This window comes from Pseudomonas sp. MDT1-17, assembly GCF_054898105.1.
Genome location: NZ_JBUBVM010000001.1, coordinates 5495042 through 5521666, shown reverse-complemented (window position 1 = coordinate 5521666; position 26625 = coordinate 5495042). Strand labels below are relative to the sequence as shown.

At 54.3% G+C, this 26625-nt stretch carries 18 protein-coding genes and 1 pseudogene; 3 read left to right on the top strand and 16 right to left on the bottom strand.

What is annotated here, in order from left to right; translation table 11 throughout:
• Window positions 1–231: 231 nt before the first annotated feature.
• The 12 genes from ACYZTX_RS25520 to yaaA form a co-directional block, all read right to left on the bottom strand.
• Window positions 232–897, bottom strand: coding sequence for an alginate O-acetyltransferase AlgF (locus ACYZTX_RS25520; protein ID WP_462036365.1), 666 nt, complete (start codon window positions 895–897; stop codon window positions 232–234).
• Window positions 898–911: 14 nt separating this feature from the next.
• Window positions 912–2087, bottom strand: a complete 1176-nt coding sequence (locus tag ACYZTX_RS25515) for an alginate O-acetyltransferase (RefSeq protein ID WP_462036364.1) — start codon at window positions 2085–2087, stop codon at window positions 912–914.
• 11 nt (window positions 2088–2098) lie between these two features.
• Entirely contained in the window at window positions 2099–3664 is a 1566-nt protein-coding gene (locus ACYZTX_RS25510; protein WP_462036363.1) for an MBOAT family O-acyltransferase, read from the bottom strand.
• Between the two features lie 212 nt (window positions 3665–3876).
• Window positions 3877–5001 carry a mannuronate-specific alginate lyase gene (locus tag ACYZTX_RS25505; protein WP_462036362.1) on the bottom strand — a complete coding sequence of 375 codons (1125 nt, stop codon included), beginning with the start codon at window positions 4999–5001 and terminating at the stop codon, window positions 3877–3879.
• A 7-nt stretch (window positions 5002–5008) separates the two neighbouring features.
• On the bottom strand, window positions 5009–6469 hold the full coding sequence (locus ACYZTX_RS25500) for an alginate O-acetyltransferase (protein ID WP_462036361.1): 1461 nt from the start codon (window positions 6467–6469) through the stop codon (window positions 5009–5011).
• A gap of 10 nt (window positions 6470–6479) precedes the next feature.
• Window positions 6480–8069 carry a mannuronan 5-epimerase AlgG gene (algG, locus tag ACYZTX_RS25495; protein ID WP_462036360.1) on the bottom strand — a complete coding sequence of 530 codons (1590 nt, stop codon included), beginning with the start codon at window positions 8067–8069 and terminating at the stop codon, window positions 6480–6482.
• Window positions 8070–8095: 26 nt separating this feature from the next.
• Window positions 8096–9583 (bottom strand): alginate export family protein, encoded by a 1488-nt coding sequence (locus tag ACYZTX_RS25490; RefSeq protein WP_462036359.1) that lies wholly within the window; start codon window positions 9581–9583, stop codon window positions 8096–8098.
• Window positions 9580–10986: an alginate biosynthesis TPR repeat lipoprotein AlgK gene (gene algK / locus ACYZTX_RS25485; protein ID WP_462036358.1), complete on the bottom strand. Its 1407-nt coding sequence runs from the start codon at window positions 10984–10986 to the stop codon at window positions 9580–9582. Before algK ends, ACYZTX_RS25490 begins: the two co-directional genes overlap by 4 nt.
• Window positions 10987–10997: 11 nt before the next feature.
• Complete coding sequence (locus ACYZTX_RS25480; RefSeq protein ID WP_462036357.1) at window positions 10998–12167, bottom strand: PilZ domain-containing protein; 1170 nt, start codon at window positions 12165–12167, stop codon at window positions 10998–11000.
• A gap of 35 nt (window positions 12168–12202) precedes the next feature.
• On the bottom strand, window positions 12203–13684 hold the full coding sequence (gene alg8 / locus ACYZTX_RS25475) for a mannuronan synthase (protein ID WP_462036356.1): 1482 nt from the start codon (window positions 13682–13684) through the stop codon (window positions 12203–12205).
• A gap of 210 nt (window positions 13685–13894) precedes the next feature.
• Window positions 13895–15211 (bottom strand): nucleotide sugar dehydrogenase, encoded by a 1317-nt coding sequence (locus ACYZTX_RS25470; RefSeq protein ID WP_462036355.1) that lies wholly within the window; start codon window positions 15209–15211, stop codon window positions 13895–13897.
• 809 nt (window positions 15212–16020) lie between these two features.
• Complete coding sequence (gene yaaA / locus ACYZTX_RS25465) at window positions 16021–16800, bottom strand: peroxide stress protein YaaA (RefSeq protein ID WP_462036354.1); 780 nt, start codon at window positions 16798–16800, stop codon at window positions 16021–16023.
• A gap of 232 nt (window positions 16801–17032) precedes the next feature.
• Here yaaA and ACYZTX_RS25460 point away from each other — a divergent pair, with 232 nt between their 5' ends.
• On the top strand, window positions 17033–18157 hold the full coding sequence (locus tag ACYZTX_RS25460; RefSeq protein WP_462036353.1) for a polysaccharide deacetylase family protein: 1125 nt from the start codon (window positions 17033–17035) through the stop codon (window positions 18155–18157).
• A 338-nt stretch (window positions 18158–18495) separates the two neighbouring features.
• The gene (locus tag ACYZTX_RS25455; RefSeq protein ID WP_462036352.1) at window positions 18496–19890 is read left to right on the top strand and encodes a PhoH family protein; all 1395 of its coding nucleotides are present in this window, start codon (window positions 18496–18498) and stop codon (window positions 19888–19890) included.
• A 194-nt stretch (window positions 19891–20084) separates the two neighbouring features.
• Here the strand turns inward: ACYZTX_RS25455 and ACYZTX_RS25450 are convergent, their stop codons facing one another.
• Genes ACYZTX_RS25450 through ACYZTX_RS25435 form a run of 4 tightly spaced genes read right to left on the bottom strand, consistent with a single transcriptional unit; the run spans window position 20085 to window position 25833 of the window.
• Entirely contained in the window at window positions 20085–21308 is a 1224-nt protein-coding gene (locus ACYZTX_RS25450; protein ID WP_282375217.1) for an MFS transporter, read from the bottom strand.
• On the bottom strand, window positions 21305–22867 hold the full coding sequence (locus tag ACYZTX_RS25445) for a carbamoyltransferase C-terminal domain-containing protein (protein WP_462036351.1): 1563 nt from the start codon (window positions 22865–22867) through the stop codon (window positions 21305–21307). Before ACYZTX_RS25445 ends, ACYZTX_RS25450 begins: the two co-directional genes overlap by 4 nt.
• Before the next feature lie 2 nt (window positions 22868–22869).
• Window positions 22870–24696, bottom strand: coding sequence for a class I SAM-dependent methyltransferase (locus ACYZTX_RS25440; RefSeq protein WP_462036350.1), 1827 nt, complete (start codon window positions 24694–24696; stop codon window positions 22870–22872).
• Between the two features lie 24 nt (window positions 24697–24720).
• The gene (locus tag ACYZTX_RS25435; protein WP_462036349.1) at window positions 24721–25833 is read right to left on the bottom strand and encodes a SagB/ThcOx family dehydrogenase; all 1113 of its coding nucleotides are present in this window, start codon (window positions 25831–25833) and stop codon (window positions 24721–24723) included.
• Window positions 25834–26306: 473 nt separating this feature from the next.
• On the opposite strand from ACYZTX_RS25435, the pseudogene ACYZTX_RS25430 reads away from it, so the two are divergent.
• A pseudogene (locus tag ACYZTX_RS25430) lies at window positions 26307–26555 on the top strand (PhoH family protein); the annotation flags it as partial.
• Between the last annotated feature and the right edge of the window lie 70 nt (window positions 26556–26625).

Below are 26625 nucleotides of genomic sequence, written 5' to 3'. Positions count from 1 at the left end.
CAGAGCTACTGCGTTCTGTCGTTTCACTCTTGTTCTTATTCCGTTGCCAGGTCGTTTCACCGATCTCTGTAGCAGCTGCCGAGCCTGCGAGGCTGCGTTCGAGCGCGAAGCGGTCGTAAATCAGGCAACCGGGTCTTTCTGAAAGACCCTATTTGCCGGTTTTACGACTGCTGCGCAGCCGGACGCAGGCTTCGCCAGCTGCTACAGGGGATCACCGTCCTGACGAATTCATTAGCGCGTCGAAACTGGGCGTTTTACCCAGACTGGTGCCAGGCTGCTGCCGGTGCCGGTGACGTACAGCACGGCGGCTTCACCGCGTTCCAGGGCGACCGGTTTCACGTCGCCGACTTTCTTGTCGCCGTCGTACAGCGCCAGGCTGACTTTCACCGGGTTGATTTCACGCTCGCCACGGCCCTTGGCGGCCACGGTCGGGACCACTTCGGTCTTGCCGTCAGCGGTTTTCAGGGTCAGCGCCTTGTCGCTGAGGTTTTGTACGCGAACCAGGGATTTCTGCTTGTTCTTGAACGGCGGCTCTTCGATCAGTTGCGGTGCGCCGCTGGCGTTGCTGACCAGGGTGTAATAGTGATCACCGGCCAGTTTCACCGGCAGGGTCTGGCTGCCGACCTTGGCGCTGTAATCGCCGCCTGGCATGAAGCTGAAGTCAGTGCTGGACAGCGGCGCGACTTCGGCCAGGTTGGTGGTGCCGACGGTGGCGCTGACTTCAGCGTTACCGGCGTTGTAGACACGCACGAAGCTTGAGCCTTTCGGTGCGGTCGGGCCGTAGAGTGCGGCGTCGCCAGCGAAGGCGGACATCGACAACACGCTCATGCCTGCAACGAGTGCGACTGCTTTTAAGGAGCGAGCGGCGAGACGGCGAGGAGTAGTAGTGAAAGTCATGGTGTACCTCTCTTTCAGTTTTGCGCCCGGTCGGGCGTCTCGGATTTAGTGTTTGCGGCTACGTTTTGTTGGCGAGCGCCGGCTTCTTTGAGCTCTGCGACCCACTGTGGGTCGGCGTCACCGATTTCGTTGTTCACAGGCAGATAACGTTCAGGAAACTCCCAGATCAGCACCTGTGGCGGGCTGTTCTTGAAAGCATCGCTTTTCAGGTAGGTGAGCATCGGCAGAATCGGGCCGTGGCCGTCTTCGGCGTAATTGACCACGTCGCTGTTCAGCGCTTGTTTCAGCGCACCGACGAAGTTCCAGTTGGGGTTGGCGCTGTAGCTGGTGCCGATCAGGGCCACCGGCACTTCAGTGTTGGCGAACAGGGCGTCATCACCGGCAGGCTGGTCTTGCGCCGCAACGGTATTGCGCTTCTGCAACGGCTCAGGCTTGGGCATCAGGTTTTCGAACAGCGGGTCCAGCGGCAGGAACAACCGCAGGTCGCCCTTGTGAGTCACCTTCTCCGCAGGTTCAGTGACGAAGTGTTGCTGCTCGCCACTGAGCGGGTATTTGTCGGTAATGGATTTCGCCAGGGTCTCGGCGGCGATTTGTGCGCCTTCCGGGGTCCAGTGGGTGTCGGTGCGCAGGAACACTTGCTGACCGTTCAACTTGGCTTTCAGCATCGGGCCGAACAGGTCGGGAGCGAGGACCTTGTTGGACGCCACACGAGCGTGGAAGTCCTCATAGAGGTTGGCGTGGATGCTCGAAGGCTTCACATTACCCAGGTGTTCCGGGTACAGGCGAGTCTTGGCTGGCACGATCGCCATGACCAGTTTCACGCCTTTCGCTTTCAGTTCCTGGCGCACACCTTCTACGAGTGCGTAGTTGCCTTGCAGGTTCAGTTCTTCGTTGACGATCGGGTTGAATTCCTCATCGCTGTACAACCACTGATCGCGGCCGAGCACGACGCCCGGACGACCTTCGTTGAACAGTTTGAAATCCAGCGCAGCCCAAAGGTTGGTGCCCAGGCGCTTGATCGGGAACTCGTCGTCGTAGTGCGTCTCCACGGCTTTGGTCCAGCGGCCGTTGAGCACCGTTGTTTCGGCAGAGGTACTGAAGCCGAGGAAACTGCGCGTGGACCACACGCCCAGGACCAACAGCGTCACCATGAACAGGCTGATGTAGAGGATGCGTAATGAGCGGGTCATAGTCAGATCCCTCAGAACTGGAAGTAAAGGAACGGCGAGAAGCTTTGCGCCGAAAGTTTGAAAATCGAGGCGATGAACAACACCAGTACCAGCGTGCGCATCACGTAACGAGACCAGTCAGCGGTCCAGTAGGCCGGTTGCACAGTCGCTTCAACGCCGACGGTGTAGCCAGGTTCGTGGATGCTGCCCGGGTTGTCGCCCGGTACGGCTTTGATCATTCCAGGTGTCGCTGCGGCCGGGCCATCGGCCTCGACGTTCACCACAGGCTTGGTCTTCTCAGGCGGCAGGTTGGTGTAGAAGTCACGAATGCCGAAGAACGCCAGGGTCATGTAAGCCACCACCAGGGTCGCCACTTGCAGACCGGTGAGGCTGGCCGCGTTGAGTTCCGACAGTGACCATTCGCCGAAGCTGAACATCGCGCCGTACATACGACCGGCGACGTGCAGGTTTTCCGAGCGGAAGATCACCCAGCCCATGACCACGAGCAGGAAGGTCAGCGCCCAGCGGATCGGGTTGATGCTGCGCGGCGAGGTGTTCAGGCCGAGGGCCTTTTCGATCGCCAGCCACATGCCGTGCCAGGCGCCCCAGATGACGTACGTGATGTTCGCGCCGTGCCACAGACCACCGAGCAACATGGTCAGGAACAGGTTGCGATAGGTCATCAGCGTGCCTTTACGGTTACCGCCCAGCGTGATGTACAGGTAGTCACGCAGCCAGGTGGACAGGCTGATGTGCCAGCGACGCCAGAACTCGGTGATCGACTGGCTGATGTACGGCTGTTTGAAGTTTTCCATGAAGCGGAAACCCATCATCAAGCCCAGGCCGATCGCCATGTCGCTGTAACCGGAGAAGTCGAAATACAGCTGCGCGGTGTAGGCCAGCGCGCCGAGCCAGGCGTCGCCCGTAGTCGGATTCTGCAAGGCGAAACAATGGTCGGCCACCACCGCGAGGGTGTCGGCGATGAAGACCTTCTTGATGAAACCCTGCATGAACCGCGTGGCACCCTCGGAGAACTTGTCGAGGGTGTGAGTGCGGTTGTTGAACTGGTCGGCGAGATCGCGGAAACGCAACACGGGACCCGCGATCAGGTGCGGGAAGATCGCCACAAACGCTGCGAAGTCGATCAGGTTGCGGGTCGCCGGCGTGTCACCACGGTAGACGTCGATGATGTAGCTGATGGACTCGAAGATGTAGAACGAGATCCCGATCGGCAACAGCACGTGGGTCAGGATGAACGGCGACAGACCAACGGAGGTCATCATCGCGTTGATGCTGTCGACGCCGAAGTTGGCGTACTTGAAGTAGCCGAGAATGCACAGGTCGATGCCCACGCCCAGGAGCAGCCAGCGCTGTGCCGGTTTGGTCCGTACGCCTGCGGCACCGACTTTGAGGCCGATCCAGTAGTTCCACAACGTGACGGCTGCGAACAGCGCAAGGAAGTCCACACGCCACCAGGCATAGAACACGTAGCTGGCGAGCAGCAGCAGCAGGTTGCGATAGCGTATTCCGCTTAAGTAATACATGCCGAGAAAGATCGGCAAGAACAAAAACAGGAACACGTTGGATGAAAATACCATCCCGGTCTCTCCATGTTTAACCAACAGTCAAGGGCCAACGGCCCCCCCAAACCCCCCCACCAAAATCAGGGGGAATATCACTCAACTCAAATCTTGCACTGACCCTGTGGGAGCGAGCCTGCTCGCGAAAGCGGTGTATCAGTCGACATCATTGGTGGATGTCAGACCGCATTCGCGAGCAGGCTCGCTCCCACAGGGGGTTGCGTTTGGTTCTAGGAACCTTTTTTGCCTTTTTCACTCGCCGGGTCGTAGACCTTGGTCAAATCCCCACCGAGGCGGAAGGTCTTGAACGGCTGCATCTCGCGCTTTTTCTCAAGCACATCCGGCGAGCAGGTGTAGAGCGTGCAGAACGGTTCGAGCCAGGCAAATTTCGAGTCGATCTTGAGGTCGGTCATGTCCTGTTCTTTACCGTTCTTCTTCTCGAATTCTTCCGGGTCTTCGACCCCCGCGAGCACTCGATCACCCAGGCGCTTCAATGCGCCGTTGTTTTCCTGGCGCAAGTCCACACCGTTGACCTGAGCGAAACTGGCGATCATCGCCAGCGGCGGCAGGGCGTAGTTGTGATAGGAGAGGGCGCGTTGCTGGCGCTTGAGTTCGTTGGGCAGGAAACCCTGGGCGTCGATTTGATTGACGCCGACTTTGTATTCCTTCACCGACCAGTCGAACAGGTCGCGGCGGTTGGTGGCGATGGACGCTGCCATCACCGACCAGGCGGACCAGTACGAGTGGTTGTTGGTTTTTTCCAGCGGCAGGTTGTCCCAATCGCTGACGACCTGATCAGCCATCTTGCTGAACCAGGCCTCGATCAGTTGTGACTCTTGCTGATGGTTCGCCAACGGATGCGAGTCGGAGAATTTCAGACGGATATAGGACGAGGCCATGCTGCCCAACGCCCATTTGCGCATGGACTTGCCGGTGTGGTTGAAGTCCTTGGACATCAACGCATCGGCCTTGGCCCAGGCGGTCAACCAACTCAGGGTGCATTCCAGTTGTTCCGGGCGACCGTCACGCATGTACTGCATTACGCGCTTGCTGGTGCCGCGCTCAATCTTGGTGATGTCGGCCGTGGTGTCGCGGAAGGCTTTTTCCGATGCCTCGTTCAGGGTTGAACGGGCCTTGTCGGAACCTTCGTACTTGCTGCGAAATTGCAGGGAGCCGGTGTACGGCGTCGGAATCGCATCACAGCCTTCGCTCTTGTCGCCGGTTTTGACTTTTTCAATCGGCGCGAAGTAACCCTGTGGCGGACGCAGTGGCGCGGCGGCCTGGGTGGCACCGGCGAACATCGCCAGTGTCAGCAGGGAGGGCGCGAGTAACTTTTTCAAAGTTCGGGTTTGCATATGAACCTCATTGCCCGGCCTGAGCGGTACGCTGCTCAGCGCCTGGGAACACGTTGCGTTTGCAGATTTTCGCTTCGACTTTCTGTGGCGCGGCACCTGCTTCAGGGCCCTGGATTTCGACGGCCAGCAGATTCTGCGAGGCCCAGTCTTCGTCCGTGCGCAACTCAAAGGCGAAACGCCCGTCGGTATCGGAGGTTTCCGGTTTTTCGATTTTGATGTCCTCGTGGCGACCGTTCATGTACCAGAGGGTGGCTTGCAGATTTTTCACCGACGGATCGGCGAAGCGAATGTCAATCTGATGGCTGCGGTTTTGCAGATTCAGGTTCTTGCTGTTGACCATCAATTCGTTCTTGCCCGGTTTCAACGTGGTGCTGCCGGTCATCTGTGCATCCTTTCCTTCGCAACCGTTGTCCAGCAGCGCCATCATCTGGCGGAAGATGGTTTCCTGGTCGAGGCGATAGAGCGGCGAGAATTCCCAGATCAGAATCTTCGGCGGCTTGGTCTGGAACTCTTCGCTGCCCAGGTACTGCAGCATCGAACCTTCCAGGCCACCGCCGGGGAACGCCACGTTGAGGATGTCGGCGCCGATGGCCTCTTCGAGGAAACCGGCGAAGTTGTAGTTCTTGCCACTGTGGCTGGTGCCGACCAAGGTGACTTCCGGATTGCCGGAATCACTGAACAGATCGCCATCAGCTGCTTCGCCTTTCGGCTCGGTGGTGAACTGATCCATGTACTGGACCGCGTAGCTGGTGCCACAGAGTTGACCGGCCATATTGTGTAACGTTCCGGTCTTGCCCATGCGACCCGACTTATGGCTCTCGAATTCGCGTTTTGGCACGTCGGCAAAGGCCGGCATTTTCTTGATTTGCTCACCGACGATTTTCGCCGTGCGCTGGGCGCCATACGGCGTCCAGTGTTGGTCGCCGCGGAAGTAGAAGTCGTGGGCCTGCTGGGTCTCAGGCAGCGACTCGTTGGTCAGCGGCGTCAGGTCCGGCACGGTGTAGCCCATGGCGGCGAAACGCCCGAGCATGGTCTTGTAGTTCCTCAAGGCCTTGTCGAAATCGAACTTGGCTTTGTCTTCCGGGTTGAGCTTGTTGCGGTTCACCAGGCCGCGGGTCGGCTGGTAAACAACGACCAGTTCGACGCCTTTGCTCTTGAACGCGTCGTGCAGTTCTTTCATGCGTTTGTAGCCGGCGGGCGTGGTGTCGAACTCGGTGCGCAAGTCTTCTTGCGTACGGAATAGCCAATCGCCCTGAGCCTGCACCAGCGTGGTGAAGTTCTGCTGGTAACGCGTGGTGTAGTTTTTCGCGTCGTGCGCTGCCGGGCACAGGTTGCAGCACGGTTCAGCGTCGAAGCTGGGTGGCTTTATGTTGCCGGCAGCTGCATCGGCACGAGCGCCGGCGCTGGCCGCGAAAATGCCGACGGTCAGGGCCGACAGGCTGAGTAATTTGATCAAGTGTGAGTGCATAAAATTATCCTCAGTCCTGCATTTCGGTCTGGCGTTCGACAGGGTCGATCAGCACGGCTTTCTGCTGGCGTACCAGCAGGTCGAGAATTTCATCCTGGCGCTCGCCAAGAATTCCGTTGAAGCTGATGCCGCTGGATTTGGTCGGCGCAAGCATGGACACGCGATACAACTCGACGCTCAGCGGCGAGTCGATGGACAGTGGTCCGCTGCCGTTGCCGGCCAGTTCGCCACCGACGATGATCAGCGACACCTGGGCGTCGAACGGGTCGAGCTTGATGTCACGGTCGGTGTCGCTCAGGTCCTTGATGTGCCCGTAGACACCGGTCAGCCCGTTGGCCATGGACAGGTTTTCGTAGAGGCGGATGTTCACGCTGTTACGAATCCGGATGCCGTGACGACGGTTGCTGATCACCTTGTTGCCCCACAGCAGGTTGTCGCCACTCTCGTAGAGGGTGATGCCGTCGGTGTGGTTCTTGTAAATCTCGTTGTAGGCGATCAGGTTGTTCACGCTGTTACGGTCGATCACCAGGCCCGACAACTTGTTGTCGTAGCTGCGGTTGTTGAAGATGAAGCTGTCGTTGACCTCACGGGAAATAATGATCCCGTGCTTCTTCTTGGTCCCGTAAACGGTGTTGTCCGCGATGATCAGACCGTGGGAACGGTCATGCGGGTCGATGCCGTAGACGATGTTGTCTTTGTAGGTGTTGCCCTTGACCACAAAGTCGCGGGTTTCGTAGCAGTAGAAGCCGTACCACATGTCCGAGAACTCGGAATCGATGATCCAGCCGCTTGGGTCAGGACGCTTGAGCACCTTGGCCATGTTCGGCGTGTACTGGGAAATACTCACGCCGTAGGACTTACTGTTGGCATAACCGAAACTGGCGATCTTGCTGTTGGCGATGTAAGTCTCGGTGCCACCCCAGGACAACATGAACGGACGGAATTCCTTCGCCGACTTGAACATCGCCGGACCGTTTGCCTTCTCACTCCAACCGGTAATTTTGGTATCACGCACGAACAGCTGACCGTCGTTGACCAGGAACGAACCGGCCTCCTGAGACAGGCGCAGTTCCTGGGTCTGCTTGTCGATTTCCAGAATGCCCTTGTTACCCACCACGATCGGCAACTTCGCCAGGAACACGCCCGGCGAGGTTTCGCTGAAGTACTGCTTGGGCACCTTCTTGGCCAGATCCTTGAGGTTCATGTAGCCGTCGTCAATGAAGATGGCCTGCGGGATACCGTGCTGACGCACCACCCATTCAGCCATCTTGTTGTCGCCGCCGATGAAGTCCTTCAGGGCGTTTTCCTGCATCATCCGGCGCACACTGATTTTGCCGGGCTTGGTGCGCACGATTTTCGCGGCGATGGCTTCGGCGGTGTAGCCGGAGGTGTCCGGCAGTGTCGGTTTGGCCAGCTCCAGCGGCGCGGTCGGTGCGCTGCTGACGGTGTAGGTCTTGGCCTGTTGCAACCCTTTTGCAAGGGTCGCCGGTTGCCCTTTTTGAACGGGCGCGGTCGGCTCCACCGCGGCGAAGGCTGCCGTGCTGGCCAGCAGCATCGCGCCGGCCAGCAAGGTTATCGAGCCTCTCTTCGGACTGTTCATGTCAGGAACTCCCTTAGCGGTTCGCATCAGAAGCGCCAGATCACGTCGACAAACGCGCGGTGCATGTACGAGTCGACGCCTTTGCCATACGCATCACCGGGCTTGAACACACCGCCACGCAAACGCACCAGGGCCGAAGGCTCATCGATCGATTGGCTCAAGGATGCGGGCAGCAGGCCTTGCTTGAAGTACTTGGTGACGACCACGTCCATTTCCTGACCGAGGTCTTTGTTGCCATCTTCCAGCGGCAGGGACGTGCTGGAGAGCACCGCGCCGGTCACGTCGTCGGTGTCATTCTGGACGGCATTGATGCCGTTGCTGCCGACCGGCTTGTTGCCGTCGACGCGCCAGAATTTGTGGTAGATCACACTGGCGTCGTATTCGTCGTTGAGCATCCACGAACCGAACAAGGTCGCGGACTGCATGTTGTTCGTTTCGCCACGGAACGCTTCGCCGAAACGGTGAACCCGCGAGCGAGTACCGGTGTAGTTCGAACGGTTGCTTTGCAGGCCGTTCTGTTCGTAATCAGCGCTGGCACGGGCATAGGCTGCACCGACTTGCCATTGCGGATCCAGACGCAGACGCACGCCCAGGTCAGTGGCCCAGCCATCAACATTGCCACTGGTTTTGGCTTGTGCCGGAGCGGTGCCCTCGGCGGTCAGCGGGTTGACCGTGTCGCGATCGCCGCTCATGCCGGTGACGCTGCCCCAGTAATTGACGGTGTTGGTGTTGCGCCAGTTGTAGGCATCGCTGTCGGCGGTGAGGCCGAGCCAGCTGATGTCGCCATTCTCTTTTTTGTCCAGAGAATCGGCGGCAACGCCCGGGGTCGGGTAATCGAGTTTGCCGTTATCGCGGGTGTGATGACCGCGAATGCCGACCCAGTTGCCCGGGTTCCACTGGTACGCCGCGTCGGCGTAAGCGTGCAGGCGATCCTTGTCCTTGGGCGCGAGCTCGGTGAGGTCGGTGCGGTATTCGCTGAAGCGTTCGGCAACACCGGCGTTGGCGCGCAACAGGGTGGTGTCGAAGGTCCAGTTCAGGGCTTCGATGTTGGTGTCGCGCCATTGGCCGTCGTCATTGCGCAGGCGCTGGCGACCGAGTTTGAGCATCTCGCCGGGGTACGGCGTAAGGCCGCTGTAGCCGACCCAGAACTCGCGCATCGCCAGGTAGTTTTTCTTGCTCTTGCGATCACCGTTGTCGGTCGCCTGGGTGCCGTCGCTGTCGGACTGCTGCAGGGTGTCGGTCTCGATGATGTCAGTGGACGTCACGGCCTGACCCATGGCGTAGCCGCTCCACGCGCCGCTTTCGCCATAGATCCACGGACGCAGGTCGAGGCCGACGCCATTGACGTCGCCGCCGCTCTGCGTACCAAGGTCGGTGTCATCTTCGGACTGGGCGGTGACTTTCACGTCAAGGCCATAGTTCTGGTTTTCAGTCAGGGCCGCCAGGGTCGGGCACGACCACAAGAGGGCGAAAGACAGGCCAATACCGGCCTTAACAAATGGATTCAACTTCATAGGGATTCCTCGCCGTCTTCTTCTTCCAGGGCATGCAGTTCCAGCGTGTTCTGGCTCAAGGCACCACGAACGGCCTGTTCTTGTTTCAACAGGCGTTGGGCCTCGGCGAGCTGGGCAGGCGGCAGTTGGGTTTCGAGTGTTTGCGCAAGTTCAGTGGCTTGCGGGGTGTTCTGCGCCTTGGCCAATTGGCTGAAGACGTAAGCGTTCAGCGGGTCGGGCTTGGTGCCCTTGCCTTGGGAGAACAGTTGGGCAATGGCGAAGTCGGCGCTGCTCTGACCGTTACGCGCAGCCTTGAGCAGGTGATCCAGCGCTTTCTGCGAATAGACTTTGCCCAGGTAACCACGGCGGTAAATCTGGCCGAGGTAGTAATCGGCGGCCACTTCTCTGCCGGCGGCTTTCTTGAAGTGTTCTTCGGCGACCTTCGCGTCGGCCGGCACCATTTTGCCTTCGTAGTAGAGCTTGCCCAGCAACAGTTCGGCACGCGGTTGGTCAGCGGCGCGGCCGTTGTCCAGGTATTTCATCATCGTGTCGACGTCGCCGAGTTCCGGGAAGTCGTAGAGCAGTTGCGCCAGGCTGACCCAGGAAGCGGGGTAGCCGGGTGCGATGCCTTCGAGCAGCGACTGGGCGGTTTTTTCGTCGGTCGTGCCCAGGGTTGCATTACCCAGTACCCGGGCCACGCTGTCCACGCGCTGGGCGGAAACCGTGCCACGAGCCTGAGCGGCCTGCATCTGCTTGATCAGCTCGGCCTGTTGTTCCGGCTGGGCTTTTTTCTGATAGACCGTGGCCAGTTCGACATAGCAGATGTCGGTGGTGTTCAACGCGGCTTTGCAGATGGTTTCGACTTCGTCCAAGTGCTGGTCGTAAGTGCCCTGAGTGCGATAGAGCAGCACTTGGGCCAGGCCCGCTTCCGGTTTGCCTTCGGCGCGCCATTGGCTGATCTGCTGTTGCGCGTTGACGTTCGGGAAACTGTGGGGGTATTGCAGGTACAGCATCGCCAACGGGATCAGGGTGTTGCCTTCACCTGCGGCCGAGGCTTTTTTCAACAGGCCTTCGGCTTCGTGCTGTTCGGCTTCGGTGGAACCGGGTTTGGCCACCAACAGACGACCCAGGCGAGCCTGGGCCCGCGGCGAGACGCTGGCCGCGGCGCGGTAAGTCGCCTCGGCTTGTTTGATCTGCGCCGGGTCGCGGCTGTCGACCTGGATATCAGCCAGGCCAACCTGTGCTTCGCTGTAGCCCAGGTCTGCCAGTTGCTGGTAATTCTGCGCCGCCAGCGTGGTATCACCGCGCTTGAGGGCTTCGTTGGCCAGACGCTGGTCGGGCAGGCCGGCGCATCCGGCCAGGGCGATTGCCATGGCCAGAGTCAGCGGGACTGGCAGGATTCTGAGTGGGCTAGTCACGGGCATGTCCTCTGTTATTAACGACCGGCGGCCATGGCTTTATCGATCAGCCAGTTAAGGTTCGGACCACGGGTGCTGTTCACTTCAACCGGACGACCGGCGAATTTGCTGTCCAGCGGCTCGTCAGGCTTGATCAGCACGCGGATGTCGGACGACAGGTCGGCGCTTTTCAGGCTGGTGCTGCTGACGATCGTGCCGCTGCGGGTTTTGTCTTCGCCGGCGATCTGGAAGCTGACGGTGCTGCCTGGAAGCACATCGCCGAACTGGCGATAGGAAAAGCGCGCTTCAACGTTGGCTTCACTGTTACGCGGCACCAGTTGGAAGATCACGTCGCCCTTGTTGGCGTACTGGCCGTTGGCGACCATTTGCTGCGACACGGTGCAATCGCACGGCGACGTCAGGGTGCCGGTCATTTGTTTGCCGAACAGCTCTTCAACCTTGGCCGGTTGCAGTTGGTTATCGTCCAGATGGCCCTTGAGTACGTCGAGCATGCTGGTGCTGAACGTCGCCAACGGTGCGCCCTTGGCCGCAACGCCGTCGGTTTTCACCAGGCTCTGCACAGTGCCGTCGCGCGGCATGGTGATGTTCATGCCCGCCACGCTGACCAGGCCGGCCTGGGCGTGGCTTACGAAGTACATGCCGTACACCGACTTGAAAATGAAGCCGAATGCCGTCAGACCGACGAGGAAAATCGCGAAGCTGAAGGTCACTGCACGCAGACGACCGAAAGCGGTCATGCCGTGGCCGCCATCCTTGACCTTGCGCGCCTTGGTGAAGTTGTCGCGCTGCAGGGTTGCCAGCACTTCACCCATGCTGACGATGTCGCCGGCCAGGTGCGAGGTGATCAGGTGGCGCAGGGTGGAAATGTCCTGAGGTTCGAGGTTCTGGAACTCGCAACCGGTACGGCCGGTTTCGCGCTCGTGGGAGCGGACCAGTAGCTCGACGTCCATGGCCAGGCCGAGGTTATCGATGACGAACTGCAGGCGGGCCTTGTACTTGTCGCCGATCTTCAGTGGCAGCTGACCGGCGTTGAAGGCCAGGCCGCCAGCGGAGAGGTCGAGGACCCGAGCTTCTACCGGGGTCCGGTCAGGACCGTAGAAGCGCAGCTTGGCCGGGATTTTCACTCGGGCGTGCTGGCGCTGGGCTTCTGATTCATGCACTACGTTGGCGTTGACGGCGGTATTCATATGGACGATTTCCTAGTTAATTCAGGCGAGTTCGGTCAGACCATCATCAGCAGCACAGCAACAAAAATGCTGCCGGCGGAGAAGGTCATGGTCCGAGACGACCAAGTGTTGAACCAACGTTGAAAGCTGGCGAGATCACGGGTCAATTTGGTGTCCTGGCGAGTCCAGGATTGTTGGTCGAGGCGGAAGAACACGTAGATCTTCACCAGCGCGCCGACGATCTGGTTGTAATAGAGAATCGCCGGATAGGCCGGGCCGATCTTGTGACCGGAGCAGGACAGCAGCAGGGTCAGGATCAGGCGGGTAATGCCGATCCACAGCAGGTAAACCAGGATGAACGCGGCGCCGTACTTGACGGTGGCGAGGATCGCGACCGTCAGGCCCAACAGCGATGTCCACATCGATACACGCTGGTCGAACAGCACCACCGACGTGAACAGGCCAAGGCGTTTCATCCCCAGGCCCAGGGCGCGGGAGTTCTGGCGCAAGTTGTTGCCGTACCAGCGGAACATCAGTTTGCGACTGGCCTTGATGAAGCTTTTTTCCGGCGGGTGTTCCACAGTGTGAATGGCGGCGTCCGGCACGTAGAACGTGTCGTAGCCCAGGCGCATCAAGCTGAACCAGCTCGACTTGTCATCACCGGTGAGGAACTTGAAGCGGCCCAGGCGCCAGTGTTGCAGCGAGTCGCTTTCCACGTCGGCGATGAAGTCCGGGTCGGTCACCACGGTGGCGCGAAATACCGACATCCGCCCGGTCATGGTCAGCACGCGCTTGGACAGGGCCATCGAGCACATGTTGATGTGGCGTTGGGCGAATCGCAGTTTGTGCCACTCGCTCATGATGTAGCCGCCGCGCACTTCGCAGAACTCGTTGGTGGTCAGGCCGCCGACATTGCCGAACAGCTGGAACCACGGCACGGTCTTGAGCACGACGCCTTCGGCGAGCACGGTGTCGCCATCGATCACTGCAACCACTGCGCGGTCGTCCGGCAGGTGGCGGGAGATGGCGCGGAAACCGTAGGCCAGGCCATCGCGCTTGCCAGTGCCGGGAATGCGCACGAAGTCGAGCTTGACGCGAGCCGGTGGGTTCATCCGGGTCCACAGGCTTTTCACCAGCTTCTCATCGGACATTTCCACGATGGAGCAGACCATGGTGGTCGGCAGGCCGCAGTCGATCGCTTCGCGAATCACCGAGGCGTAAACCTGGGCGGTGGTCAGCGCGTCGATACGAAAACTGGTGACCATCAGGAACACATGGGACGGGTCTGCCGCTTTACCCAGCTTGCGCACTTTGCGCCGCAGGTGCGGGTAGACCACGTACAGAAACAGCATGCCGCGCAGAAAGTGCGTGGCACCCATCGAATAGCGCCAGATACCGACGATACCGATCAGGAGGATGAAGTCCTTCGACTCGGCGTCGAACGTGGACGCAGGCAACGCCATGGCGATGCCCATCAATAAACTTAGGTAAAACAGCCAACCGGCGACCTGAAGTAGGCCGTGCTTTAGCCTGTGCATAATCTGCATCCGTCTCTATCTCGGGCGAGCCTGTGGGGTGGCCCGATGGGGTTAAGGCAGGCTTACGAAAACTGGCGACACCCGGTCTGGATGACGCCAGAAATCCTGTAGGAGCTGGCGAAGCCTGCGATCTTTTGATCTTTCGCTTGAAACTCAAGTGGACCTGGAAAGATCGCAGCCTCGTTTCACTCGACAGCTCCTACGACCGCATTACCAGCAGATGCCTTCAGTCCGACCACTTGTGCTAGTGGCTTGGGACATGAAACCGACCAGGTCGATTACTTGCTTGCCGTGTGGAGCTTCTTGCGCCAGCGCGCGGAACTTCTCGTCACGGTTGCCGAGGATGATCACGTCAGAGTTGTTGATCACGTCGTCAAAATCGGAGTTGAGCAAGGACGAGACGTGAGGGATCTTCGACTCGATGTAATCCTTGTTCGCGCCGTGAACGCGGGCGTATTCGACGTTGGTGTCGTAGATGCTCAGGTCGTAGCCCTTGCCGATCAGCATTTCTGCCAGATCAACCAGCGGGCTTTCGCGCAGGTCGTCAGTACCGGCCTTGAAGCTCAGACCCAGCAGGGCGACTTTACGTTTTCCGTGGCTGGTGACGATGTCGAAGGCGTTCTGCACCTGGGACTCGTTACTGCGCATCAGCGAGTTCAGCAGCGGTGCTTCCACGTCCAGCGAACCGGCGCGGTAGGTCAGGGCGCGAACGTCTTTCGGCAGGCAGGAACCGCCGAACGCGAAACCAGGGCGCATGTAGTACTGGGACAGGTTCAACGTCTTGTCCTGGCAGACCACTTCCATCACTTCACGACCATCGACACCGACAGCCTTGGCGATGTTGCCGATCTCGTTGGCGAAGGTCACTTTGGTGGCGTGCCACACGTTGCAGGTGTACTTGATCATCTCGGCGACTGCGATGTCCTTGCGGATGATCGGAGCATCGAGCTCTTCGTACAGCGATTGCAGAACGTCGCCCGACGCCTTGTCGAACTCGCCGATGACGGTCATTGGCGGCAGGTCGTAATCGGCGATCGCGGTGCTTTCACGCAGGAACTCCGGGTTCACTGCTACGCCGAAATCGACGCCGGCTTTTTTGCCGGAGCAGTCTTCGAGGATCGGGATGACAACGTTTGCGACAGTGCCCGGCAGAACGGTGCTGCGAACCACGATGGTGTGGCGGGTCGTCTTGTCACGCAGGACAAAACCGATCTCGCGGCACACGGCTTCGATGTAGTTCAGTTCCAGATCGCCGTTCTTCTTGCTCGGCGTGCCAACGCAGATCATCGACAGGTCGGTGGCGCGAATCGCCTCGGCGAAGTCGGTCGTACCGCGCAGGCGGCCCGTCTCGATACCCTTCTGCAGAAGTTCGCCCAGACCCGGTTCAACGATCGGCGATTTACCGGCGTTGATCATATCTATTTTGTCTTTGGCAACATCGACGCCAACGACGTCATGGCCCCGTGCAGACAGGCAACCGGCACATACTGCGCCGACGTAACCCAAACCAAATATGCTGATGCGCATCGCAATTACCTCTGTGTTTATCAAGCCATTACATGGCCGGAGTTAATGGTGTTCAGCGGTCGAAGTGCACTCGGAAGTGCGCCTTAAAGGCGCGACAATGCCGCGTGCAGGCATACAAAGTTCCGAGTGACTAAATAAGTGCACTCAAGATGTGCGCAACTAGGCTTTATTGTTATGGCTTGCCCTGTTATGCAGCTGATCTTCTAATCAGAAGACATTCGTGCAAAGGTCTTGCGCGCTCAATGCCAGGCCAGAAGCCCGTAAATCAAGCGGTTCGGTGCTCAGGTGAGCACGTTTATAGGGGCGCTGCCTTCGCCTTGCAGGGGATATTTTTGATGATTATCTCCTGTCCTTCATGTGTTGCCCAAATCAGGGGGCACGTTCGCAAAAGTTAATGTGACAACTTTGCTACGTGAATCTCTTCTCTGCGTAAGTTATCTCGTACAGGCGCCGAGAGAATGGTTACCGGTGGTATGAGCTACGCATTTGGACATAGTTCCAGTCCGCCCATCGCGAATGCTGAAATTTTTTGAAATATTGGAAAAGATGGCACTGCTCTCATATTGATAGCAACGGCTGTTTGACCCTTGATACATAGGGTTATTATCGGGTTAGATAGTTATGTGCCACTACCGATAAAAAAATTAAGTGCCACTACTGAAAAAAATTATCAATGTCGAGTGAAACTAAAGTTAGAAAAGCGAATGATTGTTTTCTGACGCCAGTAAGGTGGCGAATTGAGCGGGGAATTGTTGGGCGATCGGACGTCGGCGCACGACCCGTTAATGGGGCGCGCACCGATTGGGTGCTTACTCCGGCGCGTGATCGCGCAGGAACACCAGATTGTCCGGTTTAGACTGCTCGGCGCTGTAGCGATAGCCTTGTACATCGAACTGCTTGAGGGCTGCCGGGTCATTGATGCGTTCTTCTATAACGAAGCGACTCATCATGCCGCGGGCCTTTTTCGCGTAGAAGCTGATGATTTTGTACTGGCCGTTCTTCAGGTCCTTGAATTCGGTATTGATGATGCGCGCGTTCAGGGCGTTGCGTTTGACCGCCGAGAAGTACTCGTTGGAGGCCAGGTTCAGCAGCACGTCATCGCCTTGATCGGCCAGGGCTTCGTTGAGCCATTCGCTGATCCGTGTGCCCCAGAAGGCATACAAGTCCTTGCCACGGGCATTCGCCAGTTTGGTCCCCATCTCCAGTCGATACGGCTGCATCAGGTCGAGTGGGCGCAGCAGGCCGTAAAGGCCGGACAACATGCGCAAGTGTTGCTGGGCGTAATCGAAATCGGCCTCGCTGAAGGTTTGAGCATTCAACCCGGTGTAGACGTCGCCCTTGAATGCGAGCAATGCCTGTTTGGCGTTGGCGGGGGTGAACGCCGGCGTCCAGCTGCCGAAACGCGCGGCGTTGAGCCCGCCGATCTTGTCGGAGACGTGCATCAACTCGCTGATCTGCGCAGGGGCCAGCTCGCGCAGCTGCAGGATCAGCTCTTGGGAATGGTCGAGGTATTGCGGCTGGGTGAAGCGCTGGGTCGCCGGCGGTGTTTCGTAATCGAGGGTCTTGGCGGGGGAAATCACCATCAGCATGAAGTCGTCTCCTTTAATCGTGGGGGCGATTCTAGGGGGTTGTCCGTGTTGACTCCAGCTATGGGTGTCATAGGTGATCGGTGGTCTCATGGAACAAGATCGCAGCCTCGCTTCGCTCGACAACTCCTACGGTGCGCGTACATCTGTAGGAGCTGTCGAGCGAAGCGAGGCTGCGATCTTTTGATCTACCCGCGATATAGTGCCGCGCGGGTTTTGTTATGGAGACATCCCATTGCGTATCGTTTTTCTAATCACGGCCTGGCTCTTGAGCTTCGGTGCCCTGGCCGGTCCGGGTGATGTGGCAACGCTTGATCGCAGCACGTGGCCCGAACAGCTCAGCAGCCCGACCCTGTTTGACGTTGCGTCACGGGCCGAGATCCTGATGTTCGCCCGTGTGCTGCTGGCCAGCGAATCCCTCGATGAAGTGAGCCTGGCCCAGCGCCTGGGGTTGCGCACGGTCAATCTGGAATCGATCAACAACCTGCGCCAGCGCATGTGGCAGCGCCTGCTGGCCAACTACAACTTCGCCCAGCGGAGCTGCGACCAGGATGCCTCCTTCTGTTTCCTGATCGAAGACATGGACACCCTGCGCCAGCAAGCCGCCAAGTTTCAGGTCAGCGATGAGAGCTACTACATAAAGTGGGCCGAGCCGAGCCGGTTGTTTCATGCCCAGTACCTGGACGAGCAATTGCGCAAGGCGGCGCTGTTGCCGCAAACCAGCAGTGAAGTTGATCGTTTTGGCGACTATGAACGCAATGGCGATGCGATGCATGACCGGCTGTTTTTGCTGACTTTCGACAGCGCCGCCAATGCCACGCCGGATAACACCGCCTGGGCCACGGAATACCTGCGCAAGTCGAACATGAGTGGCACGTTCTTCGTCCTCGGCAAAGACATCCAGGCCCGTCTGGCCGATCGGTCGGTGGCCAGCCTGCAAGCGACTTACTCAAAGCACTGCATCGGCGTGCAAGGCTGGGAGTTCCGCTCCCATAGCCACTGGCAAGACTGGCAGGATTCAGTGCGACGCAGTGTCGAGCTGGTTAAAAGCAAACTGCCCGAGAACTACGTGCCATTGTTTCGGCCGCCCGATGGTCAGCGTCGTTCTGATGCTGAAGGCTTCTTCAAGGCTCAGGGTTTGCAGGTGGCATTGTGGGACATCGATGCCCAGGACGGTGCCGGCAAGCTAAAGGGCAATCAGAGCGCGCAACGGGTGTTGACCCTGATGCTGTTGTGGCGGCACGGGGTGATCAACTTCAACGTGAAGCAGAATGCAGTGAAAACGGCGATGCCTTGGCTCATTACACAAACGGCGCCAAGCGGGATCGGTTGGGAAGACTGTCAGGATGCGTTTCGCTGAGAACGACGAAAGCCCGTAAACATTGGGGAAATGGCGTTTTTTGAAGAGGATTCGGTGCAGGCGGACTTCCGACTTTAACGGCACATTGCCTGCACGCCAAGGGCTATTCGTCACTGTGAAAAATAAACTTCAAAAAAACGTCAAAGTACTTTTTTCTGTCATGGGTTTTGGAGTATTACGAAGACAGACCGCCGAAACCTGCAACACAGGTGGCGTCTTCCAAGACCCAGTTGTTTGCAGTTCATCACTTGAGTCCCCGCAGGTGATTTCGGTGGCAACTTCGAGGCGCAGCACTGTAACGGTATTGCGTCGACTGGCTCCCACAAAGGTGACCGAGTATGGATGATCACGGACGTAGTTCTTCCTCCAACCAGCCAATCCTTTATGTACTCGATACCAACGTATTGATTCACGATCCAAACGCCCTGCTTAACTTCGAAGAACACCACGTCGCGATCCCTATGACCGTGCTTGAGGAGCTGGACAAGCTCAAGAGCGGGCATCACAGCGTGGCTGCAGAATGCCGTCAGGCGATTCGCCTGATCGACAAGACCTTGGGCGATGCCAGTCCTGAAGACGTCGAGCTCGGTGTGCCGATCCAGCGTGGCAAAAGTGGGCCCAAGGGTTTGCTGTCAATTCTGATGAGCAAGCGTGCCGAACCGAACATCATTCTTCCCGAACACCTGAACGACAACATCATCATCAACCAGCTGATCGACCTGCACGCGCGCGAGCCCAAGCTGCCTGTCGTGCTGGTCACCAAAGACATCAACATGCGCCTCAAGGCCCGGGCGTGCGGGATCGCGGCCGAGGACTACAGCACCGACCAACTGGTTGACGACGTTTCGCTGCTGCCCAACGGTTATCACAACATGACCGGTTCCTTCTGGGACCGCGTGAGGAATGTCGACACCCGTCAGGACCACGGCCGCACCTGGCACCAAGTGCAGTTGATAGACAATTTGCCAGCGGTGCACATCAACGAGTTCATCATCGACGAGCAGGGCTTTGTCGGCTGGATCAAGGAAATCCAGAGCGACAAATTGCTGATTCTCGACCTGCATCAGGAGCCCCTGTTGCACCAGGAAGCCTGGGGCCTGAAACCGCGTGATATCTATCAGAGCCTGGCGCTGTACGCCCTGCTTGATCCGGATATTCACCTGGTCAACCTGACCGGTGCGGCCGGTTCGGGTAAAACTATCCTCGCATTGGCGGCGGCGATCGAGCAGACCATGGTCAGCAAACGCTACCGGCGCATCATCGCTACCCGTAGCGTGCAGGGCCTGGACCAAGAGATCGGCTTCCTGCCGGGCACCGAAGCGGAAAAAATGGAGCCTTGGCTGGGCGCCATCACCGACAACCTCGAAGCCTTGCACATGGATGACGAAAACACACATGGCAGTGTCGATTACATCCTCAGCAAAGTGCCGTTGCAGTTCAAATCCCTCAACTACATTCGAGGCCGCAGCTTCCAGCAGAGCCTGATCCTGATCGATGAATGCCAGAACCTCACGCCGCACCAGATGAAAACCATCATCACCCGTGCTGGCGCCGGCTCCAAAGTGGTGTGCCTGGGCAACCTGGCACAGATCGACACGCCTTACCTGTCCGCGACCAGTTCCGGGCTGACGTACCTGACAGAGCGCTTCAAGGATTTCCCCAACGGTGTGCACATCACCCTGCAAGGGGTGCCACGTTCGATTCTGGCCGAATACGCCGAAACGCATTTGTAACCTTCACCAAAAAACCGGGCGGCCTAAAAGCCGCCCGGTTTTTATCTACCGCATTTATCTAGTATTAAACTTGATTGTGCGCCTAACGTCCTTCAAGCATTCCTTGTCTATCTTTTCTGAGATGAAATTTACACATCTCCATATTTCCTTGGCCAAGGCAGTAGGATTTAGAGCGAGTTATTTCGGGTGCTATTCTATTCGTTGGAGATGCGAATTGACTCTGAAGAAAAAATATCGCGGTACTTTATGTGTAATAGCGCACCAAAAAATACTGCGCTAGCCCCAGAGACAACAAGTACGCCTCCGATTGAAACGAATGTTGATAGCCATGCTCCAAAAATTGGCCCGCTAATCATAAATATCAACATTAAACTACGGGTGGTTGCTGATACTGTTCCTAAACTAGATAAAGGACAGTATTTCTGAAGGGTTACGCCAAACCCTAAAGATGTCAGACCATATGCGTAACCTGCAATGGAAAACAGTAGTATGAGTATTGCTAGTGTTGCCAGATTACCTGGTTCAGTTAATAACCCTGCCGTCGCTACCATTATACCGAATGCAAATAGGGAGAGCGTCGAGCAGAAGAAGATTCTTTGGGGGTAAACTAATTTGAAACTCAGACCCGCAATGATTCCACCTAATGCGGTAGAGCTAACGATGACTCCAAATGCGTATGCATCGAGCCCTATGTTTTTTATATGTAGACTGAGTAGCGAATCATAGCATCCCAGTACGGCAGTTTGGATCAAAGCACAGATAAAAAATAGTTGTGTGGATGGGCCGGTGCTTAATAATACTTGCAGGGCTTTTAAACTCCCAAAGGATCGTTTCTCAGGTTCGTGTATCTTCTTCTGCCGGTTACTCATGGAAAGCAAAATCACACAAAATATCCCTAGCAGTGAAAAAAGTGCAGAAATAAAAAAGCCGTAAGCCTTGTCTGACATGCTTGCAATAACACCCGCTATTAAAGGTGAACAGACCTTAATAAATTGATCCATTACCGTGAACAGTGAAATATTACTGACCAGATCTTTATTTGTAAGCAGTTTTCTCGTCAAGATTATTTCTGCCGCACCAGAGCCAAGGTTCGACATTCCCTTAAGGCAGACTAATGTTAAGAAAATAGATTCAGAGTTCGCTCCAAATAAAAGGCAGGCAATGATAAATCTAAAGGTGAAGCTTATTAATAAAAATTTTACTGGGCTACTGTGGTCTGCTAAAGCACCGATTAATGGTCCCAAGAAAAGTGTTGGTAATCCATACAGTGCCGCTGCATATCCCAAAGTTTGTGGCGAAGCGTCATATGCAAATGTAAGTACAGTAAAAATTAAAATGAAGTCTACCCAAAGTGTTACAGAGCTACTAAATCGTACTCCACATAAATAGCCGTACCCGTTTACCTGGGGGAAACTCACTGTTCTATCTCCTTCGTGTTATACATTACGTTATCTACAACAAATGTGGATATATTATTGGTTGAGCAAAATAACTCAAGATCTGAAAGTGTGTTTATAAATCCTTTTCCTTTAAAGTTTAATGAGGTGTTACAAAGAACGCTGACCCCTGCCTGCTTTTTGAATTCCAACAATAGCTCATACATTTTAATGTTGTCTTGACGGCTGATGGTTTGAACTCTTGCTGTTCCATCAATGTGAGTAATTGCTTTGAGTCGTTTGTCAATTACATGATAAAACGACAGCATGAATTTACTTTGAGTACAGTTCTCAAAGTAAAGCTTAGCATCCTCCTCTATGCAGATAGGAGCTACTGGACGATAGTGCTCTCTTTTTTTTATGGAGTTTAGTTTTTCAGTGGTGTTCACAGAAAATGGTGCCGCTATTATTGATCTATTACCCAGGGCCCTAGGTCCTATTTCGCAATTTCCCTGAACCCAACAAATAATCTCTCCGGCAAGAAGCGCTTTGCACACGCGTTCAAGTACCAATGGACTTGACGAAAATAAGAATTTCTTTGCGTGATTGAAAATAAAAGGTTGTCCTGAATAAACGGACCATTCAAGTTTGGATTTGCCAGTTAATAAATTTTGCGCAATGGCAGACGCCCCGATACCGACACCGGTATCATTTGTGCAGGGTGGAACAAAAATTCCTTCGAACAATTCGGAGATTTCCCATTTCTTGTTCCATTCACAGTTCAAGCCACAGCCGCCTGCTATTAAAAGTGGAAGCTTTTCGGTAATATTTGCACTGATGAAGTCATAGAACTCGTTAAAGAGTTTGTCTGATAGTTTTCTAGCTAAGTCGCAGAATTTCGTTGTGTTTACACCTATATTGTAATAGCCGCTATCCTTTAGGTCGAGTTTGTTGAGTGTGTCGATTGCTGAGTCGCAGTTTATTATGTAGTCAATAACCTTTGACTCGAATGCGTCTGGCTTACCGTTTTTTCCAAATGCAGCCAGCGCCATCATTTTTCCCGCGTCACCAAGCCTACAATAACCTTTTTTTAGATTGAAAGTTGGATCTGCCAAACCATAGGCAAATGCATATCGAAGACCTGGTCCTTGCATAATATTGCCTATAGTTTGAATCGTCATGTCTGGGTTGATTTTATAAAAGTTGCCTATAAAACCTTCCCAAAGTAATACATAGCAAGATGTTTTGTCCGCATAGGGGGATAGCGCGTAAGAGGCGAGTATGTGGGATATTTCATGGCTACAGTTAATCCACGCTATATTTTCCCCCCCGAAATTGCAGGTAGTTTGTTCGATGTTAAGGCCAAGGTAACCGCCTTCAGTTGGATGATTTCTGGGGTCTATACCTTCAGCCCATCCGCTTACAGCGATTGCGTCCAGATCTTCTATGTTTTGAACTGCGTGAATTATTGCTGAGCTCAGGGAAAGAGGGGCGTACCTATTGCCGCCATTCTTTTCCGATTCATAACTGAAAACTAATTTTCCATTTTCAATTAGACATACGTGGCCGTCATGACCAGTATTAATACCTAGTATTTTCATCGCTATTTCCTTATGGGTTTTAACCAAAATAGGTACATTTCGCTGAAAAAGTTTGGGTTGAAGTTTTCGAACAACTCCCAAGCGTAAAAAAGAGAATCCATGTTCGAACTATCGTTGAACTTTCTAACCGCAGGAGATTTTCTTTGCCCTCCATTTTCAAAACCTGCGAACTCACAATTTAAAGTTCTTGCAAGTGAGTGAATGTCTCGGGTTGTGAACGCTTTTTCTAGTGGGTTGAAAAGTAAATCCATACACCCACTTCTACTGAAGAAGTCTTGTGAGTTAACTATTTCATTTGTTCTTTTGTAATTGTAGTTTTGAACTGCCAGGTTTCGTATTTTTTCTAAATTGCTTGGTGTATAGGGGATTTCGTTTTCAGACGCAAGGTTAGTCAAGTCTGCTATAGGAGTTCGAGCGTATGCGCTATACAGCCCTATTTTTGCAATGCCACCATCTTCGAGGGCGGAAAGAATCGCTTGGCATCCTTTCAAAGGATTTTGTAAGTGATGCAAAACCCCAATGCACTCAATAAGGCTAAACCCCATATTTAAAGAGAGAATGTTGTTTAGATCTCCGCGGATGAATTCAAGATTTTGAATTTTATATTCGTCTCTCTTGGTCTTGGCATATTGCAAGCTTGCCTGACTAACATCCAGTCCTATAATTTTTGCGTGTGGGTAAGTTAAGGCAATTTGAATTGCGTGTCGTCCTGTTCCGCATCCTGCAACTAATATGTTGTTGTTTGGAGGTGCTTGCTTTAAGTTGAGTGTCTTGAAAAGTTGATCAAGTGTCGATTCGGAATGTTTTGGCTTGGATGTCCATGTTGGGTACGGATTTGATTCATAAAAATCCTGGATAAGCGTTTTGCTTTTCAAGAGAGCGGGCGGTGTGATTTCTTTTTTTTGTTTTGTGGGGGTCTGGCCGTCTAATTGGTATGGGCTTTTTAATGAGTTTATGATTTCCTCTTCTGAGTAAGACTCCAATATTAATCGAGCGTCAGTTTTTATTGCTGATGACTCTTTTAGATTTTTTGATTTTAGTTTTTCAACGTTAGACAGTTCTTTTTTATCGGCTAGGTAAATGAAGTCATTTAGCTTGCATTGCTTTTTTAAGGCGGTAAGGAACGCTTGGTGTGTTTTGTTGTAGTTGTTGCTGAGTATGGATGCTATGAATTTCTGTCTTATTGTTATAATGGCTTTCTCTATGGTGTGGTTCGAAATTAGGTTGTTGCTCAGGAGGTTTAGTGCAATCTGATCTGATTCGATAATGTCCAGCACAAGTGCGGGGTAGTCTTCCTGTGTATGTGTACTCTTTGTAGGTTTTAGTGCTAATTGTGAAAAATAAACTCTGGCTAGTGCATCATTATCTATTCCTTCGGTATTAAAAAGTGCCGCTAGGCTGGCGAATGTTGCGGCATCAAATGAGGTAAGGTGGATCGACTGAAGTAGGTCAAGATAGTTAAACGCAATGGTGCTTTTTGTGAAGCCTTCTATTTTTGTGGCTGATTGGTATGTCCAGATTGCTGCATTGATTTTCCCATTTTTTTCCTGAACTGATGCAAGGTTTTGATGAAATTTAAGTTTGTCCGCTGCTGAAGGTTCCGGTAGGTTGCAAGCCAACTTGTAAAGGCGCTCTGCTTTCTTATTGTCGCCCAGTTCCTCGGATAAAGCTGCCAAATTATTCAGTGCTTTTACGTTGTTTGAATTGTTTTTTATACTTAGTTCGTATAGCCGTGCCGCTTCTTGAAGATCGTTGTTCTTGAAGCTGGAATCCGCCATTCTTCTGGTTTTTTCGGAGTATTCTTCTTTTTTCAATGTGTCATCGTGCATGTGAGCACCTAATGATAATTTTGTTTATGTTGTTGCCTTCAACAGTTTTACGACACCAGGACTAAGAGGGTCTTGCAAGCCATGTCCTCCTGCTAAAACAAACAATGAATGCTCTTTGAATCCATCGATCTTTATAAGTTTATTCAGTAAGTCATCTATAAAGTATCCGGTTAACCAAGTGTTAAGATTATGAGCGGTGGCTACGAGGTTAAATGTCTGAGATAAATGTCCAACATCCATTAAAGCCGATCGGTAGGCGCGTGAGTGCGGGTATTTCCACCAAAGTTTATCAAAGCGCGAACTCATTACTATCAGGAAACCCGCGTCCACTGCGAAGCTTTGATGACATAAAATTTGTGATAGGTCGGCGTTTATTCCACTGTCCAATTTTGTTAACACATGTTGGTGGGACCTATAGTGATAGATGCCGCGCTCTAGGTTGCTAATATTTAAAGCAACCAAGTAGGCCTCGGTTGCTTGTAAACACCCTGCACTGGGTGAAGATCTACGATAACCAACGGTCAAAACGCCGCGCTCTGCGAGATTTTTTTTATGCGAGTCACCGTGGACTTTTCCGAATGTAGTGAAAAGTATGTTAGATACAATTTCCAGCGGAACAGGCTCCCCATTGAAATTTCGACTTGTAATCCTCTCCCATAACGCTTTTTTCAAGCTATAAGAATCGATTACGTTGCTGTTCCAAGGGGGGAGTTTTACTAATTCTCCTTCGCGCTCAATATCAAGATTTGGGGCGCTTTCGGCGATGCTTTCGCAAAAGCTCACATAGCCTGTCTCTTTATTTTCTTCTGTGTTTGCTAAGTCGTTCGGAAAATTATGCTTGCTTCCTAGATGAAATATTTTTGAAACAAGGTCCCAACCCCAAGGACCATTTGATTTTTGTATTTTTTGATGTTGCTCGGCTTTTTCGCCAATTAGTAATATTCCTGCTTCAATCAGTATTCCATCCTCGGGTTTTGATGTGTACGGCATACCAATTGATTCGTTTAGCTCGAAAATTCTGTCAAAATAACGTCGATCGAATATTTCGTACTGTTCACCTGTTTCCAGGTTCCATAATCCGAAGATTCCTTCGTTTAAGGTGATTGTTAGGTTTTCATTGACTTTAAACTCACTCATCTTCACATTCTCCGCGAAAGTTGTGCCGAGAGAGTGTGGTGGCTCCCTCGGCATTGGCCGAAATTAATTGACCAGTTTTGATTTCAGTTTCGCAGGCGTAATTAGAATGTTGTAAGCGTTGTTGGAAAGAGCAGTTAGTCGAGTTTGCAGATTTGCTTTGCGCATAATAAGAACCTCTTAGTTTTTTTGGGTTGAAGTCATTTGACTTCATTTGCGAAGCTATTCGCCTTGTAATTGGTAGTCAATAACGCGACTTGTAGGAGGGTTCGTGTTTGGTGGGTTTAAACGTCCTACGCCAAACTCCTACTTAAAGCAATTTTTTTAAGGTAATCAGCTTATTGCGGATATACACTTCAACCGCACTTGCTCCGATGTATTCTGAGAAGGTCTTAATTGGTAGCATTTAGTTACGTAATGGCCTCGTTGGGAGTTCAACCAATACCAGAAAAATATTGGCCAAGAAGAGGAGAAGAATCCCGATCGACGAATGCCAGAAGCTCACGCCGCACCAGATGAAAACCATCATCACCCGTGCTGGCGCCGGTTCCAAAGTGGTGTGCCTGGGCAACCTGGCACAGATCGACACGCCTTACCTGTCCGCGACCAGTTCCGGGCTGACGTACCTGACAGAGCGCTTCAAGGATTTCCCCAACGGTGTGCACATCACCCTGCAAGGGGTGCCACGTTCGATTCTGGCCGAATACGCCGAATCGCATTTGTAATCGCCTCAACAGAACCGGGCGGCCTGCACAGGCCGCCCGGTTTTTTATGGCCGAAATTTGACCCACAGGT